This window comes from Streptomyces sp. NBC_00569 (assembly GCF_036345255.1).
In the GTDB taxonomy this organism is placed as follows: domain Bacteria; phylum Actinomycetota; class Actinomycetes; order Streptomycetales; family Streptomycetaceae; genus Streptomyces.
This window is the reverse complement of sequence record NZ_CP107783.1, coordinates 8,993,149-9,009,735: the sequence shown is the minus strand read 5'-3', so window position 1 is coordinate 9,009,735 and position 16,587 is coordinate 8,993,149. Positions and strand designations below refer to the sequence as shown.

Below are 16,587 nucleotides of genomic sequence, written 5' to 3'. Positions count from 1 at the left end.
GACCGTCCGACCACCGGATGACCGCCTCATGACGCACATCGACCCCGTCTTCGGCGGCGTCCCCGCCGACGGCATCCGCGCCGACGGCCTGGACGCCCACCTCGTCGTCGACCGGGGCACGTTCCGCCTCGACGTCGCGCTGCGCGCCGCCCCCGGGGACGTGGTCGCGCTGCTCGGTCCGAACGGCGCCGGCAAGACCACGGCCCTGCGCGCCCTGGCCGGGCTGACACCGCTGACGGGCGGTCATCTGAATCTGGACGGTGCCGCGTTGGACCGCACGGCACCCGAGTCCCGGCCGGTCGGCGTGGTCTTCCAGGACTACCTTCTCTTCCCCCATCTGAGCGCCCTGGACAACGTCGCCTTCGGTCCGCGCTGCCACGGAGTGTCCAAGGCCGAAGCGCGCGAGCAGGCCGCGAAGTGGCTGGACCGCATGGGTCTCGCCGACCACCACGGCGCCAAGCCCCGCCGGCTGTCCGGGGGCCAGGCGCAGCGCGTCGCCGTGGCCCGCGCCCTGGCGACCCGTCCCCGGCTGCTGCTCCTCGACGAGCCGCTCGCCGCGCTCGACGCGCGCACCCGCCTCGATGTACGCGCCCAACTCCGGCGCCATCTGGCCGACTTCGAGGCCGTCGCCGTACTGGTCACCCACGACCCGCTGGACGCGATGGTGCTCGCCGACCGGCTCGTCGTCATCGAGCACGGCCGCGTCGTCCAGGAGGGCGCCCCGGCCGACATCGCCCGTCGTCCGCGTACGGACTACATCGCCCAGCTGGTCGGCCTCAACCTCTACAAGGGGCAGGCCGACGGGCATGTGGTGCGGGTCGGCTCCGGGCCGGACATCGCGACCAGCGAGGAACTGTCGGGACCCGCCTTCGTGGCGTTCCCGCCGAGCGCCGTGACCCTCTACCGGGACCGGCCCACCGGCGCCAGCGCCCGGAATCTGTGGCGGTGTCAGGTCGCCGGGCTCGAGACGCACGGGGATCAGATCCGCGCGGACCTCACGGGTGAACTCACGCTCGCCGCCGACCTCACGACGGTCGCCGCCGCGGAGCTGAACCTGCACCCGGGCGCGCCGGTCTGGGCCACGGTCAAGGCGACACAGACGCACGCGTACCCCGCCTGACGCCCCACCCCTGCGCCCCTGGATCCCGCGACAAGCCGCACCCCGGCATCCCGCAGCACACTTGGCGACTCCGGCCTGCCAGGCACCCATTCCCCTTCACCTCGCAGATGCGACGCGCCTCACACCAGCCACGTCCAGCCCGGCTACGGTGAGGCCTATGCAGGCCCAAAGTCTGACATTCCATACCTTTCCTGTGAGGCGTTCCGCATGAGCCTGAGCATCCGCAATCAGCTTCCCGGCAGCGTTACGGGCATCACCGCGGGTGAAGCCATGGCGACGGTCAAGGTCCGCCTCGACGGCGGCCAGGACATCACCGCGGCGATCACCCTGGATGCCGTCAAGGAACTCGGCCTCGCCGAGGGCTCCGCCGTGCGCGCCCTGGTCAAGTCCACGGAGGTCTCCCTCGCCACCGGCACGGTCGAGGGGCTGTCCATCCGCAACCAGCTCGCCGGAACGGTCGACGACATCGCCACGGGCGGCGCCATGGCCTCCGTCAAGGTCAGCGTCCCGGGTGGCGAACTGACGTCCGCCATCACCAAGGACGCCGTCACCGACCTGGCCCTGGCCCCCGGCACCTCCGTCGTGGCCCTGATCAAGTCGACCGAGGTCTCCCTCGCGACCGCGTGACGGCCGGGCGTCGATCGGTACCTGACCGAGGAGGCGTGGCTGCCGGAGGAGGCGCCACCCGGACGACCGTCACATGTTGATCATGTGTCCGGCCAGCCCGTGGATCGCCTCCTTCACGGCCTCGCCGAGCGTCGGGTGGGCGTGCACGTTGCGGGCCACCTCGTGGACGGTCAGGTCCCACTGCTGAGCCAAAGTCAACTCCGGTAGCAGTTCGGTGACTTCGGGGCCGATGAGGTGGGCGCCCAGCAGTTCGCCGTACCGGTTGTCGCTGACGACCTTGACGAAGCCCGTCGGCTCACCGAGGCCGTGGGCCTTTCCGTTCGCGGAGAACGGGAACTTCGCCACCTTCACGTCGAACCCGAGCTCGCGGGCCTGCGCCTCGGTCCACCCGAAGCTGGCGATCTGCGGCTGGCAGTAGGTGGCGCGCGGGATCATCGTGAAGTCGACCTCCATGGTCTCCGCGCCGCCGATCGTCTCGGCGGCGATCACGGCCATGGCCTCCGCCGCGTGCGCCAGCATCAGTTTCGCGGTGACGTCACCGATCGCGTACAGGTGGGGCACGTTCGTGCGGCCGCGTCCGTCCACGTCGATCGCGCCGCGCTCGGTGAGCCGTACGCCGGTGTTCTCGAGCCCGTATCCGGTGGTGCGAGGCGCGAAGCCGATCGCCTGGAGGACCTTGTCGGCCTCGATCACGCGCTGCTGCCCGTCCTTGGAGACGGTGACGCGCACCTTGGCCGAGGGATCGCTGTCGTCGATGGATTCCACCCGGGTCCCGGTGTGCACCTCGACGCCCAACTTGCGGTACTGGCGGGAGAGTTCCTTGGACACGTCGGCGTCCTCGGTCGGCACCATGCGGTCCAGGAACTCGACGACGGTCACCTTGACGCCATAGTTGTGCAGGACGTACGCGAACTCGACGCCGATCGCTCCGGCGCCCGCGATGACGATGGACTCGGGGAGTGTCTCGGAGAGGATCTGCTCCTCGTAGGTGACCACGCGTTCGCTGAGGGCGGTGCCCGGCAGGAGGCGGGTGGTGGCGCCGGTCGCGATGATGCAGTTCCCGAAGGTGACGGTCTCGGTGCCGCCGGCCGTCAGGTCGATGCGGAGCGTGCGGTCGTCGGTGAACGTGCCGCGGCCGTCGTACTCCGTGATGTTGTTCTTCTTCATCAGGTAGTGCACGCCGGCGACGCGGCCGTCGGCGACCTTGCGGCTGCGCCGGTAGGCCTCGCCGTAGTCGAAGCTGACCTGTCCGTCGACGTGGATGCCGAAGGTCGAGGCCTGCTGCGTGAAGATGTGCGCGAGTTCGGCGTTGCGCAGGAGCGCCTTGGACGGGATACAGCCCACGTTCAGGCAGACACCACCCCAGTACTTCCCCTCGACGACCGCGGTACGAAGGCCCAGCTGGGTGGCGCGCACGGCCGCGGTGTAGCCACCGGGCCCGGCACCCAGGACGACGACGTCGTAGTGCGTGGTACTCATGGAGCGTTCCTGCCGTTTCGGTGAGACGTGAGTCTGGCCCTGACGTGCACGACGGTACGTCCGCGACCGAGACCCACGCAGATACGCAACGCCAGCGCCTCCCGGGTCCGGGCGCCGTCACGCCCTGGGGCGCGGCTCGGCCCCCGGCCCGAGCCGTGCTTCAGCTACTCCACCTCGATGCCGAAGTCCTGAACGAGCTGCTCCAGGCCCCCCGCGTAGCCCTTGCCGCCCAGGACGAATTCCCAGTCCCCGTTCGGTCTGCGGCGGAAGGAACCCAGCACCAAGGCGGTTTCGCCCGGGCGGCCGTCGGAGACCTCGAGCCGTCCCAGGTCGGCCAGCCTCGGGTCGAGCAGGCGGATGGAGGCGTCCGTGAAGCCGGTGAGGTCGGCGTCCGGGTTCACCTCCGGGTCGATCGCGGCCACGAGCACGAACCGGTCGGCTTCGTCCGGCAACTCGTCGAAGGAGACGCAGATGGCGGCCTTGTCCGGTGCGGTCGGAGGCAGAACGCGTACGGATCCGTCCGCTGTGTGCGGGTTGTTGTAGAAGACGAAGTGATCGTCACTGAGGATGCTGCCGCCACGGCAGACGAGAGCACACACGTCCAGGGCGACGTCTCCGGTCCACGACATGCCCAGGATGTTGTAGTCGTCGGGCAGCCGAAAGTCCGGCACCGTCGGAGTCGGCTGCGCTGCCGGGCGGCGGGCTCCCTCGCCCAGACGCCCTTGCAGCCCGTGCCGATGCAGCAGATCGACGAGTTCGGCACCGGAGATCAGTTCCAGCGGCTTGCCGTTGGCGAAGGTGTGCGAGCCCGGGCCGAACCCTGATGTCGTCACGAGGACACCCTTGTTGGCGCCGGCGTCCTGCACGGTTCCGTACAGGTCTCGGACGGCGGTGGGCGGCACCGTGTTGCGGTAGCGCTTCACCTGCACGACGATTTTGCCGCCCCGGATCGGCGTCGGATCCAGAGCGTCGACGTCCACCCCGCCGTCGTTCGAGCGCTGGGTGGTGACCGCCTGCATCCCCATGGCGCGGAAGAGCTCGGCGACGAGATCCTCGAAGGCGATCGGATCCATGTCGTACAGGTCGGGTTCCTCGTCGCTGCCATGGGTGACGACGCGGTTTCCGACCTCCTGCGGCCGGCGGCCGGGCCGTACCGGCGTGAGCTGATCGGGGCGGGCGGAGAGCTGCCCGCGTAACGCGTCGGACAGACAGCTGCCGGCGTCCACCTGCGCCAGGTACAGGTCGCGGAACGTCGCTCTCGATGTCATGACGGTCGCCAGGTAGATGTGGCCCGGTCGGCCCGTCGTGGGGTCGTGCCCGTCCACGAACCCGTTCAAGGCCACCCCCTCGAGCGTGCCCGTCTCGTCCGCGGCGAAGAGTTCGTGCAGGACGAGCAGCATGCACTGCGCGAGAACTTCCCGGTACAGCGACCGACGTTGACCTGCCGGGCGTGCCGTCTCCTTGTCCTGGTCCACCCCGGACATGTACCGAACGGACTTGACCTCGGGGACGACGGTGTAGGCGGGCAGTTCCCAGTCCAGCACCAACTGACCGGCCGCGGAGTCGTACGCGGCTGCCACCTGACGCGGGAAACCCTCCGGCCATGCGGTCGAGGCGTAGAGAGCCGCGGAGAAGTACTCGACCACGGAGTCGGGTTCGCGGCGCCTGACTGCCGCGGTCAGTTCCTGGATGCCCGCGTTGTGCCGGCGGACATCGGCCAGCTGGGCATCGGCCCACTGCTGGTACTCCCGCTGGTACGACGCCAGCTGCTGCTGCCGTTGAGCCTCCGCCGCCTGGGCCGAGTGCCAGTCCCTCTCGAAATGCGCCCGAGCCTCGGCCTGCGCCTGGACCCGCCGAGCGGCGGTCCAACCGCCCTGTGTCTGGTAGTGACGGAAGTCCGGCATGGGCACGGGCCGCGCCAGGGGGCCCGGAGCGAAGGGCTGGACATCCTCAGGGCGCATGAGAGAGGGCGCTCTGAAAGGCGGAGCCTGGCAACCCGAGGCGAGAAGACCTTGCAGCGAGGTGACGTGAGCGTCCAGTTCCTCCGTGCGGCGCAGGGCCTCCGCCTGCCGGTACTCGCGGTGGTTCTGGATCGCTCGCCGTTGATAGGCACGTGCTTGCTGCGCTTCTTGCCTCTGCCGTCTGGCTTCGGCCTCCAGCTGGCGCTGCTGCTGCCGCTGCATCTCGGCCCAGACGCCGACCGAGCCACTGGAGCGTCGACTCATGTGTTGCAGGCCCTCCCCAAGGCGCTCCGGTTGTCCCCACAACCAGTTGTAAAGGGACGACTGTATCGACCGATACCCATTTCGCATATCTACTCGTCAAAGGCCGACGGCAGCCGGGCTCCGTCGGTCAGGTGACGGTCGGGCGAGCAGTCGAGTCGGACCTCACCTGATCATCGGCATATGCTGTGGCCCGCCCGGAGGAGGGGCCATTCACGTGAGTGCACAGCGATGCCCCTTGTGCGGGTCCGAACCGACTGCCGGCCGGCAGCCGGTGTGCGGCTGCGCGACGTCCGCACCGGCGGTGTCGGCGAACCCGGTGTTCGGGCGGGTGAGCCCACCCGGTCAGTCCGCCGGGACGGTGGCCCAGGAGGATCTGCGGCTCTTCGAGGCACCGGTCGGGGATGCGCCGGCCGTCGAGGGCATGCCGGTCCGGATTTCGGAGCAGGTCGTCACCACCGGTCGTGGTCGTCGGCGGCCCGCACGCCCCACGCGCCGGTGGGTGCTCGTCGGGACCGCGGCGTTGGGTGCCGGGGCGGCCGCCATGATCGCCGTGGCGAGTGGCGCCCTCAGCTCCGGGAGCGCCCCCAGCCGGACCGTGTCGGCGGCGGACGAGTCCGCCGTACCCGCGCCGTCCGGATCCGTCCCGTCGCGGTCGGCGCCCCCGTCCGCCGAGAACGGCGGCGCGCACGCGACCCGCTCCGCCGGCCCGTCGTCGGCGGCCTCCGGGACGGCGTCCACCTCGGCGGCCGCAGCCGCGTCCACCTCGACGAGATCCTCCTCCGCGACACCCTCCGCGCCCGCGCCCACCGCCTCTTCCGCCGCCCACCCGGGATCCGGCGCCCGAGTCCTGTCCACCGGCAGCCACGGCGGTCAGGTCAAAGACCTCCAACGACGGCTGACCCAGCTCAACTTGTACACGGGACCGGCCGACGGCACGTACTCGACCGATGTCGCGGACGCGGTCCACCGCTATCAGGTGGCCCGCGCCATCGACGAGGACGCCGGTGTCTACGGACCCGAGACGCGGGCCGCGCTGGAGTCGGAGACCCAGCGCGGCTGACAGCATGGCGGTCCACCGTCCCGTACCACGTGAGGAAGTTGACCCGTCATGTCGTTCGTGCCCGCCGATCCGACCGTGCTCCACCCGATGCCGGGGCAGTCGCGGGTCGTGCTGCTCAAGCCGCTTGTGACGTCGCCGTTGATCGAGGTCGGTGAGTTCTCGTACTACGACGATCCGGACGACCCGACCGCCTTCGAGACGCGCAATGTGCTGTACCACTACGGGCCGGAGAAGCTGGTCATCGGGAAGTTCTGTGCGCTGGGCGAGGGCGTGCGGTTCATCATGAACGGGGCCAACCACCGTATGGACGGCCCGTCGACGTTCCCCTTCCCCATCATGGGCGGCTCGTGGGCGGACCACTTCGATCTCATCAGCGGGCTGCCGGGGCGGGGGGACACGGTGGTCGGGAACGACGTGTGGTTCGGCTACCGCACCACGGTGATGCCCGGTGTCCGCATCGGGCACGGGGCGATCATCGCCTCGGGTTCCGTGGTCGTCGACGACGTGCCCGACTACGGGATCGTCGGCGGCAACCCGGCGAAACTCATCCGCCGCCGCTACTCCGATGAGGACGTCGAGCGCCTGCTCGCCCTCGCGTGGTGGGACTGGCCCGCCGAGCACCTCACCGAGCACGTGCGCACCGTCATGTCCGGCTCCGTCGACGCTCTGGAGGCCGCGGCCCCGAAGCCGCTGTGATCGCGGCCGGAGGCCTGGACAAACAGGTTTCTCGCCGTCAGATGCGCCTCACTGAGGCGTTGTTGGGTCCACGGGCCGGGGAGTTCCGTACCGAGCCCGGTGCGGAGCTCCCACCGGAACCGCAAGGGCCCGGCGTTTCCCTGCCGAACCGGGCCGTCGGCCCACCGAGCGACCCCGCAGGCCACGGCGCCTGCGGGGTCGCTCCTTGCACTTGGTACACGCCAATGCCTTGACGCCACGATGGGCACTCCTTTAAATCAAGAAGTGAAGGAAGTACCTCAAGTGGCCGCCGCCAGCGTTCACTTCCGGATACTTCGTTCGCTGATTTGTCATGCACGCGACCCCCCACACGACCCCCCACGTGAAGCGATGTGATGACCGTGCGCTCATCCTGGCGCCGCCGCGCCTCCCTGTACGCCGCCTCCCTGGCCTGCTGTGCCGCGAGCCTGGCGGCGGTGCCCACCGGCGCGTCCGCCGCCCCGGCGCCCATCGGCAGTCCCGCGAAAGCCGCCGCCGCGGCCACGTTCACCGATGATTTCAACGGCGCCGCGGGCTCGGCCGTCGACGGCGGAAAGTGGCAGATCGAGACCGGCGACAACGTCAACAACCATGAACGGCAGTACTACACCGCGGGCAACAGCAACGCCGCGCTCGACGGCCAGGGCAACCTGGTCATCACGGCCCGCAAGGAGAACCCGAACAACTACCAGTGCTGGTACGGGCGTTGCGAGTACACCTCGGCCCGGCTCAACACCTCGGGCAAGTTCACCCAGGCCTACGGTCATGTCGAGGCCCGGATGAAGGTGCCGCGCGGGCAGGGCATGTGGCCCGCGTTCTGGATGCTCGGGAACGACATCGGCAGCGTCGGCTGGCCGGCGAGCGGCGAGATCGACGTCATGGAGAACGTCGGCTTCGAACCCGGAACGGTCCACGGCACGCTGCACGGCCCCGGATACTCGGGCTCGGGCGGCATCGGGGCGGCCTACACGCTGCCCGGCGGACAGGCCTTCGCGGACGGGTTCCACACGTTCGCCGTGGACTGGGCCCCGAACTCCGTCAAGTGGTCGGTCGACGGGAACGTCTACCAGACCCGCACGCCCGCCGACGTCGGCGGCAACCAATGGGCGTTCAACAAGCCGTTCTTCCTGATCCTCAACCTCGCGGTCGGCGGCTACTGGCCGGGAGACCCCGACGGCAGCACGAGCTTCCCCCAGCAGCTCGTCGTCGACTACGTCCACGTCACCACCCAGTAAGCAGGGGGTGACGTCCCGGGGCGACCGGTGTCCTGCGAACCCGTCGCCCCGGGACACCGACGTCCGGTTCACGATGCCGCGGAGCCGTACCCCGTCAGCTCGTCCGTCAGAGCCATCAGGCGCCGACGCGCCTCCTTGTCGTAGGCCTGTTCGTGGGCGCGCGCGTCCGTGAAGCGGTCGAAGTACCGGCCTGTGGTGGACCCGAGTTCCGGGTCCGTGATCAGCCGCACCGTCGGCCGAACGCCCTCGTCGATTGCCGTCACCGGGGTGAAGCCGTACGCGCGCACGCCCTCCGTGTCCATGAGATGGGCCGGATGCAGGGCGTTGGCCGTGACACCCGTGCCTTCGAGTTCCGTGCCCAGTTCGAACGTCGCCATGATCAGGGCGAGTTTGCTGCGGCAGTACGCCCGCAGCCCTTCGTAGTCCCGCTCCAGCATGACGTCGTCGAAGTCGATGCGCTCCTGCCCCATGGACGCGACATTGACGATGCGCGCGGGTGCGGAGGCCTTGAGCAGGGGTAGGAGGCCGCGGATCAGGGCGTACGGGGCCAAGTGGTTGACGGCGAACCGCAGTTCGTGGCCCTGCGCGCTCAGCTCCCGCCGCAGCGGCTCCGCGCCGCCACTGGCGACCGCGTTGTTGACCAGCACGTCGAGACGGGGTTCGGCGTCGCGGATCCGGTCCGCCATGGCCCGCACCTGGTCGAGGTCCGAGAGGTCGGCGAGGTACGTACGGACCGTGGCGTCCGGTGCGGCCGCCCGCACCTCGGCGGTGACCGCTTCGAGCCGCCCCGCGTCGCGGCCGTGCAGAAGGAGGGTGTCTCCGCGCGGGGCGAGGTCGAGCGCGATGCCACGGCCCAGGCCCTGGGTCGCTCCGGTGATCAAGGTGATGCGTGGGTTCATGACGCCCATCCTGGACGGCGCGGCGCCACAGTCGGGGGAGCGCGCCACGCCTGGTGTTCCCCCCACCACTCATCGATGCGCGCGTCTCTCCTCCCGCCGTTCGACGACGGCCGCCGCCAGCTCCCGTACATCGGGGTCCGGGTCGGACACCAGGCGGGCGAGGAGCGCGTCGACCCCGGGCGTCGACCAGCCGGCGACCGCGTCGGCGAGAGCCTCGCGCACCGCCGGCTCCGGGTGGCCGGCGAGCCTGGAGAGCCGTTCCACCGGGCCGCGCCGACGCAGGCCGAACCAGCGCAGCGCCTCGCACAGCGCCGTGGCGTCGCCCGGATCTCCGGCCGCCTCCACGCGTCGCAGCAGGACCGGAGCCGGGGGCGGCGGGCCGTCGTACGGGTGCGGCCTGCGTTCACGCAGCCGCCGGGACCCGTATTCGCCTCGCACCCGGCAGCCCGCGCACGTGCACGGCACGACGCCGTGCGCGTTCGGGAAGTAGCGCCAGCCGGTCACCTGCCGAACGGCGCGGACACGCCGCACCTCGCCCTTGGCGACCGCCCGGGGGACGAACACCTCCCACCCGCGCGGGTCGTCCATCGCGGCCACTCGGCGCACCGCGTCACTCGCCGTCGTCGCCAGCGGATCGCGGTTGTACCGGCCCACCGTGACCGGCTCGTCGTCGGGCAGCCGCACCTGGACGGCGACGAGCCCGCGCGGCGCGCCGTGCCGTGCCAGCTCCCGCAGCCACTGGTGCGTCAGCGTGTACGACGCGAGCACGGGGAAGCAGAACACCCCGCGCCCGCCGTCGTGGTGCCGACTCGCGGCCCGGATACCCGCCCGCCTGATGCGCGCCGCGTTGGCCTGGGGCGTCAGGTGTACGAACATTGCCATGACCGCGATCCTAGGCTCCGCCCTCCGCAGGCCGGCCGGTGTGTCACTTGCCCAGTTCGGTGGCGCGGGCCGCTCGGCGGGCGAACACGCTGTCCTTCGTCTCCTCCATCTCGCTCAGCGCCGCCTTGCGTTCGCGCCGGGCGAGCCGGTCCAGATAGGTGCGGCCGTGGAGATGGTCCGTCTCGTGCTGCAGGCAGCGCGCGAAGTAGCCCCGGCCCTCGATCACCAGCGGACTGCCGTCCTGGTCGCGGCCACGGACGACTGCGTGGTCCGGCCGGGGTACGAGTTTGTAGGGGCCGGGGACCGACAGGCAGCCCTCCGATTCCTCGGCCAGGACGCGCTGCGCGGCGGGCAGTTCGTCGAGTACGGGGTTGGCGATGTGACCGACATGACGGACGCCCCAGTCGTCCATGATGTCCCACACGAACAGCTGGAGATCCACGTCGACCTGGTTGGCGGCGATGGCCGCGCCGTCCGCGACAGCGTTCGTGGCGAACATGTCGTCGATCAGGCGCGCCAGTTCAGAGGTTCCGAATTGCGTCACCTCGCGGCAGCGGCGGTGCAGGATCGCCTCCCCCACGACGGTGATCCGACGCACCGTTCCGCGCGCGACCTCCGGCGGAAGGGCCGGGTACGAGTCCACCGGAACACCCTGCACCCGCACCCTGAGATCTTGTGATGTCCCGTCATCGAGCCGCAAAGACATGGGTGTTGACGCCTCCTGAGCAGGCCGAAGGAGGACCGGGAACGCATCCCCCGGCCCGGCTCGGCAAACCTGACCGACTTGACCAACCGCTTTGCAAAGTAGCACTCTTTGCAAAATGAGCGACAAGGAACGCCCCACCGCGCCCGCCGGCCATGGCCTTGACTCCGGCTCCGGCTCCGGCCCGTGGATTCCGCCGCACGGAGCACGCCGGCCCCTGCCCGACCACCCGGTCCGGATCGCGCTCCTCGACCTGCTCGCCGAGGCCGGCACGGTCACCTCCACCGAGGCCGCCGCCCGCCTCGGCCACAGCTCCGGGCTCTGCTCGTTCCATCTGCGCCAGCTCGCGCGCTACGGCCTCATCGAGGAGGCGCCGCCCACGGACGGACGGGCCCGTCCATGGCAGTTGCGCTGGGAGTCCGACCACCTGACGGACCAGGCCGGCGCAGTGGAGTTCACCGCGCCGGCCCACAACCGCGAGGACGCGACCTACCGGCACCGCCTCGCCCGCCTGGAACAGGCACCGGCAGCGTGGCGTCACGACGAGTCGTTCAGTGCCGTGCTGCGCCTCAGCCCCGAGGAGGTGAGCCAACTGGCGTCGTCCATACGCCAGTTGATGACCGACTTCCAGGCGCGTCATGACGCGGCCACGACGCGCCCGGCGGACACCGTGGCGGTCGCGGCCGTCGCGCGGCTGTTCCCTCTGCTCGACGAGGACGCCGCCCCCGCTCTACGGCAGAGCGAACCCCCGACGGCGTCTAGCGGACCTTGAAGCTGTCCACGATCAGATAGCTGCCCGTCTTCATCACGCCCTTGATCGTGTGCTCGCCCGGCGTGAGGCCCGACTTGCTGAACACGGTCTGCTGATGCTGCCGAGTGGGGCTCGCGTTGTCGATCGTGCCCGCCGGCTGTCCGTCCACGTAGAGGTCGACCTGCCCCTCGTCGCTGTTGATCTGGGTGATGACGTCGATCGCCGTGCCGTTGAAGGTGAGCTCGAAGGAGTCGCCCTTGTTCTGTGTGGCATGCACGTCGTCGGCCCAGCCGCCCGCGCCACCGCGCGAGGCGTTCTTCCAGTCCCAGCCCGATCCGGCGTACACGACCCCGGACGTGTTGTTGATCTGTTCGCCCGACTCGGGCTTGTGGAGGGTGAGTTGGGTCGAGGCCTGGTTGCGCCAGATCGTCAGCGGGACGTCGGTGCCCGGGGCCGAGCGGTTGTAGACGCTCCAGAAGCTGTCGCGTCCGGTCACCTTCCTGCCGTCGATCTCCCGGATGACGTCGTTCGTGCGCAGGCCCTGCCGGTACGCCTCCGACGTGGTGGGGACGGTGGGCAGATGCAGACCGTCGTAGTCGGTGAGACCCGTCGCCGACTTGACCGCGTCGGAGTAGATACGTGTCGCGGACGCCCCGAGCAGCGGCTCCTGGAACGCGTCGAGCGTGTCGGTGGGAGTGTCGTCGACCCATTCGAGCGGGGGCGGCGTGGGGCTGCCGGTCTTTCCGAAGCCGTCCATCGCGAAGGGACGGAAGCCGAGGGCCCGGGCCGGGGAGTCCGCCTGGAGCGTGTAGTCGAGCTTCTTCGGATCGGTGAAGGGCGAGGCTCCGGTGAACTCGGGGTCGGCCGTCACCGAGTGCGTGTCGAGGCCGAGGGCGCGCCACGCGTCGGTGACACCGGTGACCGGCCTGCCGTTGTTCCAGAACAGGTTGTTGTCGACGGTCGGCTTGCTCTTCGCCATGTCGGCCTGGATCAGGCTGTACGGGGTGCCGGTGACGAAGACGTTCTTCTCCACCGTGTCGCCGCTGTCCGCGTACCAGACGTGGAAGTGCGCGCCGCCGTTGACGAAGATGTTGTTGCGCACGGTCCGGTGGAAGCCCTCGCGGAGCTTCACCCCGCCGTTGAGGAGGAGGTTGTCCTCGATGAGGTAGTTCGAGCTGCCGTCGTCGAGGTCGATGTCCCAGTGCGAGGAGTGGCGGATCCGGTTGTGCCGGATGACGGTGGTGTCCATCGCGTCGAGTCTCGCGTACGACTTCTTCGTCGCGTCGTCAGCGGTCAGCGGCCAGAACCGGTCGCGGCCCCAGGAGTTGATCGGCCCGTGGTCGGAGGTCTCCTTGACGCAGTTGAAGATGTCGTTGTTCTCGATGACGTGTCCGCCCCAGGTGCCGTCGTTGATGTCGACGCAGGCGCGGGGGCCGTCGTGGATCGTGTTGCCGTCGACGGTGACGCGCCGGCTCATCGAGATCTGCACGCCTGAGGTCTGCTTCTCGAACTGGCCGTTGTCGTGCATGTAGTTGTCGCTGATGCGGATGTCACGCGGGTAGTTGTCGGACTTCGGGCCGGGTGTGGTGTCCGTGATGGTCTTGCGCATGCTGTCCCAGGTGGACGGCTCGCGTACCGCGTCGCGGTTGCCCACCACGGCGACGTCGGAGGCGCCCGAGTGGCTGAACTCGTTTCCGGAGACGATGTCTTCGCGGTTGTAGCCGTCGACGAAGAGGGCGTTGCCTCCGACCTGGTCGAAGAGGGAGTCGCGCACGGCGACGTTCTCGGTGTTCTTGAGGTGGACCGCCGCGGCGCGCGCGATCGCCCAGTCGCCGAGCTGGAGCTTCTCGTACGGCTGGTCGAAGAGGGTGCGGTGGGTGCGGGCGAAGGTGAATCCGGAGAAGCTCAGATCGTGCACGGCGTCGTCCGGTCCGCCGCCCTGCACCCTGATGAGTTCGTCGAGTTCGGCGGTCTCGATGTGCGCCGAGGCGAGATCGGCGCCCTTCGGAGGGTAGAGGTAGAGCTTGCCGGCCGCTTTGTCGTAGAACCACTCGCCGGGGGCGTCCAGTTCCTCGAAGACGTTCTCCACCATGCGGTACGTGGTGTGCAGGCCGCTGCCGCGGTTGTTGTCGCCCACCCAGTCGAGTTGCGGAGTGCCGTCGGCCTTCAGCCCGGTGACCCGGTAGGAGTTGCCGCCCCACTCCCCCTGATGCAGGCCTCGTACGAGCGCGGTGGTGGGGTTCTTCCAGCGGGCGGCGCGTTGCGCCGAGATGGCGTCGGCCGCGTAGCCGCCCAGGATGGCGGTCTTGGGGTCGTAGTCGGGGTAGCGGGCTAGGACCTGGCGTTGCCCGTCCAGGAAGAGACCGTCGAAGTCGAGACCCGTGCCTATGTCGGCGACCTTGACGGTGTCGTCGTACGACTTCCACTCGGGCCGCAGCGATCGGCCGCCGCTGATGACGACGCGTTCACCGGGCGCCGCCAGGTAGCGGACCGGGACGCGGTCCGTGCCGGAGTCTTCCGGGCCGAACGTCAGGGTGTGGTCCAGGCGGTAGGTGCCCGCGTGCACCACGACGTCGACGGGTCGTGACCTGGGCTTGCGCACCTCCTTGCGGGCGGCTTCCTGGGCACGCTCCACCGTGCGGAACGGCCTGGCCGCCGAGCCGTTGGCGCGATCGTTGCCGGTGGGCGCCACGTGAAGGGTGACGGTCCTGCCGCCACCCGCGGCCGCCGACGCGGTGGGCGCGGTGGCGGCGCCGAAGCCCAGCGTGACGCCCACCGCCGCGGCGAGCAGACCGGGGAGCGGGGATCTTCGGCTCTTGCGGAAACCTGGGACGGTACGCACGGGGACTCCTGAGGCCGGGCAGGTCGGGATTGACCATCGATCTACGGACCGAACATCCAACGTTTGATGGTTAGTTGGCTCAATTGAGGAGCGTCTGGCCACGGAAGCTACAAATTCATCGGATGACTGTCAAGGGATGCTGCAGGCATCGGCTGCCCGATACGCCGTCGAAGGCATCCGGGCGGGAGAGGTGATCAACTACCCTGCCTGCGACCGCTGCGGCAGACCGGTCACCGCGGTACCCCCAGCTCCCCCCTGCTTCCCCGGCCCCCAGTGGCACACCTCAAGAGATGTGGTCCGTCATGCGCGAAGGCACGCTCGTTCACGCCGCCACCGGCGTTCATCTGGTCCACGGCAGCAACACGAACTGGGTCATCCTGAGCGAGGGCGACGCCGTCACGCTCATCGACTGCGGCTACCCCGGCGACCGGCAGCAGGTCCTGGACTCACTGGCCGCGGCGGGCCACTCCCCCGAGGCGGTCACGGCGATCCTGCTCACCCACGCGCACAACGACCACCTCGGGTCGGCCGAGTACCTCAGCCGCACCTTCGGCGCCCCGGTGTACGCCCACCCGGCCGAAGTCCCGCACGCCCGGCGCGAGTTCCTGCACCAGGTGTCGCTCGGCCAGGTCCTGCGCAACAGCTGGCGCCCGGGCGTCCTGCCCTGGGCCGTGCACGCCCTGCGCTCCGGCGGGACGAAGGACGCCCGCGTCAGTCAGCCCCTGCCCTTCCCCGCAGAGGGTGCCCTCGACCTGCCGGGCCACCCCGTCCCGGTCCACACCCCCGGACACACCGCGGGCCACTGCGCCTACCATCTCCCCGGCGCGGGCATCGTCATCTCCGGCGACGGCCTGGTCACCGGCCACCCGACCTCGCGCGTTCGGGGGCCGCAGCTTCTGCCGGTCATGTTCGACGGGGACCGCGAGCGCACTCGCGACTCCCTGGAGGTGTTCGAGAAACTCTCGGGCGACATGCTGCTGCCCGGGCACGGCCCGTTGCACCACGGTTCGGTGAGCGAGGCCGCCAGGACGGCACGCGAACGTGCGACTCCGGCGCGGCAGAGGTCGTGAGCGGCCCAGCAGTGGCCGGCAAGCGGCCCGCCTGCTCGTAACCGCCCGTCTCAGCCCTGCGAGCCGGAGCGGCGCCTGGCGGCGTACACGCCCGCCGCGCCCACGGCGCCCGCCACCAGTGCGGTGCCCGCCAGGAGCTGTGTGGCGTCGAGCTCGGAGAGGCTGCCGCCGTCTCCGGCCTCCACGCCCCTCGGCACGGTCGGCGTCTGTGGGCCGGTGGGACGGGCGCCGCCTGCGGAGATCGTCAGTTTGGCGGTGCCCCGCTCCCCCTTGCAGTCGAACGTCACGTCGTGCGCACCCGGCTTCGCGTCGGGGGAGATCTTGGCAGTCGACGAACGGCCCTCATTGAGCGTGACGGCGTCGAAGACCGGCGCCGTGACACGTACGGTCGGCGTCTGGCACTTGGTGGCATTGACGGTGACGGTCCCCCCGGGGGACACGGTCGTCGGGGACACCGTGAATCCGAACGAGGTGACGTTGCGACCGCCGCTGTCCGTACGGCCGTCACCGCCGGTGCCGGTACCACCGGAATCGGTACCACCGGCGTCGGTACGACCGGGATCGGTACCACCGGCGTCGGTACGACCGGCGTCGGTACGACCGGCGTCGGTACGACCGGGATCGGTACCACCGGCGTCAGTACGACTGGAATCGCCAACACCGGGATCGCTCACACCGGCGTCGGTACCACCAGAGTCAGTACCACTGGAATCGCCAACACCGGCGTCGGTACCACCAGAGTCAGTACCACTGGAATCGCCAACACCGGCGTCGGTACCACCAGAGTCAGTACCACTGGAATCGCCAACACCGGCGTCGGTACCACCAGAGTCAGTACCACTGGAATCGCCAACACCGGAGTTGGTACCACCGGAATCAGTACGACCAGAACCGCCCACACCGGCGTCGGTACCACCAGAGTCAGTACCACTGGAATCGCTCACACCGGCGTCGGTGCCACCGGAATCAGTACGACCAGA

14 protein-coding genes are annotated in these 16,587 nt (G+C 69.9%); 7 read left to right on the top strand and 7 right to left on the bottom strand.

Features of this window, described 5'->3' with window-relative positions; genetic code table 11:
* Positions 1-28: 28 nt before the first annotated feature.
* Positions 29-1,120: an ABC transporter ATP-binding protein gene (locus OHO83_RS40665; protein ID WP_266666661.1), complete on the top strand. Its 1,092-nt coding sequence runs from the start codon at positions 29-31 to the stop codon at positions 1,118-1,120.
* 207 nt (positions 1,121-1,327) lie between these two features.
* Positions 1,328-1,747, top strand: coding sequence for a TOBE domain-containing protein (locus tag OHO83_RS40660; protein ID WP_266666663.1), 420 nt, complete (start codon positions 1,328-1,330; stop codon positions 1,745-1,747).
* 69 nt (positions 1,748-1,816) lie between these two features.
* On the opposite strand, the gene lpdA is transcribed toward OHO83_RS40660, so the two are convergent.
* A complete protein-coding gene (gene lpdA / locus OHO83_RS40655) occupies positions 1,817-3,226 on the bottom strand; it encodes a dihydrolipoyl dehydrogenase (RefSeq protein WP_266666665.1) in 1,410 nt (469 codons plus the stop codon).
* Between the two features lie 164 nt (positions 3,227-3,390).
* A complete protein-coding gene (locus tag OHO83_RS40650) occupies positions 3,391-5,451 on the bottom strand; it encodes a restriction endonuclease (RefSeq protein WP_266666667.1) in 2,061 nt (686 codons plus the stop codon).
* Between the two features lie 214 nt (positions 5,452-5,665).
* On the opposite strand from OHO83_RS40650, the gene OHO83_RS40645 reads away from it, so the two are divergent.
* The 3 genes from OHO83_RS40645 (at position 5,666) to OHO83_RS40635 (ending at position 8,460) form a co-directional block, all read left to right on the top strand.
* Positions 5,666-6,511, top strand: a complete 846-nt coding sequence (locus OHO83_RS40645; protein ID WP_330280619.1) for a peptidoglycan-binding domain-containing protein — start codon at positions 5,666-5,668, stop codon at positions 6,509-6,511.
* 48 nt (positions 6,512-6,559) lie between these two features.
* A complete protein-coding gene (locus OHO83_RS40640) occupies positions 6,560-7,207 on the top strand; it encodes a CatB-related O-acetyltransferase (RefSeq protein WP_266666670.1) in 648 nt (215 codons plus the stop codon).
* A 374-nt stretch (positions 7,208-7,581) separates the two neighbouring features.
* Positions 7,582-8,460 carry a glycoside hydrolase family 16 protein gene (locus tag OHO83_RS40635; RefSeq protein WP_266666671.1) on the top strand — a complete coding sequence of 293 codons (879 nt, stop codon included), beginning with the start codon at positions 7,582-7,584 and terminating at the stop codon, positions 8,458-8,460.
* Positions 8,461-8,528: 68 nt separating this feature from the next.
* Here OHO83_RS40635 and OHO83_RS40630 read toward each other — a convergent pair whose 3' ends face one another.
* The 3 genes from OHO83_RS40630 to def form a co-directional block, all read right to left on the bottom strand.
* Positions 8,529-9,359: an SDR family NAD(P)-dependent oxidoreductase gene (locus OHO83_RS40630; RefSeq protein ID WP_266666673.1), complete on the bottom strand. Its 831-nt coding sequence runs from the start codon at positions 9,357-9,359 to the stop codon at positions 8,529-8,531.
* Between the two features lie 69 nt (positions 9,360-9,428).
* Positions 9,429-10,241, bottom strand: coding sequence for a HEAT repeat domain-containing protein (locus tag OHO83_RS40625; RefSeq protein WP_266666675.1), 813 nt, complete (start codon positions 10,239-10,241; stop codon positions 9,429-9,431).
* Between the two features lie 43 nt (positions 10,242-10,284).
* Positions 10,285-10,947 carry a peptide deformylase gene (gene def, locus OHO83_RS40620; protein WP_266666677.1) on the bottom strand — a complete coding sequence of 221 codons (663 nt, stop codon included), beginning with the start codon at positions 10,945-10,947 and terminating at the stop codon, positions 10,285-10,287.
* Between the two features lie 115 nt (positions 10,948-11,062).
* Here def and OHO83_RS40615 point away from each other — a divergent pair, with 115 nt between their 5' ends.
* Positions 11,063-11,716, top strand: a complete 654-nt coding sequence (locus OHO83_RS40615; protein ID WP_266666679.1) for a winged helix-turn-helix domain-containing protein — start codon at positions 11,063-11,065, stop codon at positions 11,714-11,716.
* On the opposite strand, the gene OHO83_RS40610 is transcribed toward OHO83_RS40615, so the two are convergent.
* Entirely contained in the window at positions 11,703-14,537 is a 2,835-nt protein-coding gene (locus tag OHO83_RS40610) for a right-handed parallel beta-helix repeat-containing protein (protein ID WP_266666681.1), read from the bottom strand. The two genes, OHO83_RS40615 and OHO83_RS40610, sit on opposite strands and share 14 nt — an antisense overlap.
* Before the next feature lie 302 nt (positions 14,538-14,839).
* On the opposite strand from OHO83_RS40610, the gene OHO83_RS40605 reads away from it, so the two are divergent.
* The gene (locus OHO83_RS40605) at positions 14,840-15,607 is read left to right on the top strand and encodes an MBL fold metallo-hydrolase (RefSeq protein WP_266666683.1); all 768 of its coding nucleotides are present in this window, start codon (positions 14,840-14,842) and stop codon (positions 15,605-15,607) included.
* Positions 15,608-15,657: 50 nt separating this feature from the next.
* On the opposite strand, the gene OHO83_RS40600 is transcribed toward OHO83_RS40605, so the two are convergent.
* Positions 15,658-16,062 carry a hypothetical protein gene (locus tag OHO83_RS40600; protein ID WP_330280618.1) on the bottom strand — a complete coding sequence of 135 codons (405 nt, stop codon included), beginning with the start codon at positions 16,060-16,062 and terminating at the stop codon, positions 15,658-15,660.
* Between the last annotated feature and the right edge of the window lie 525 nt (positions 16,063-16,587).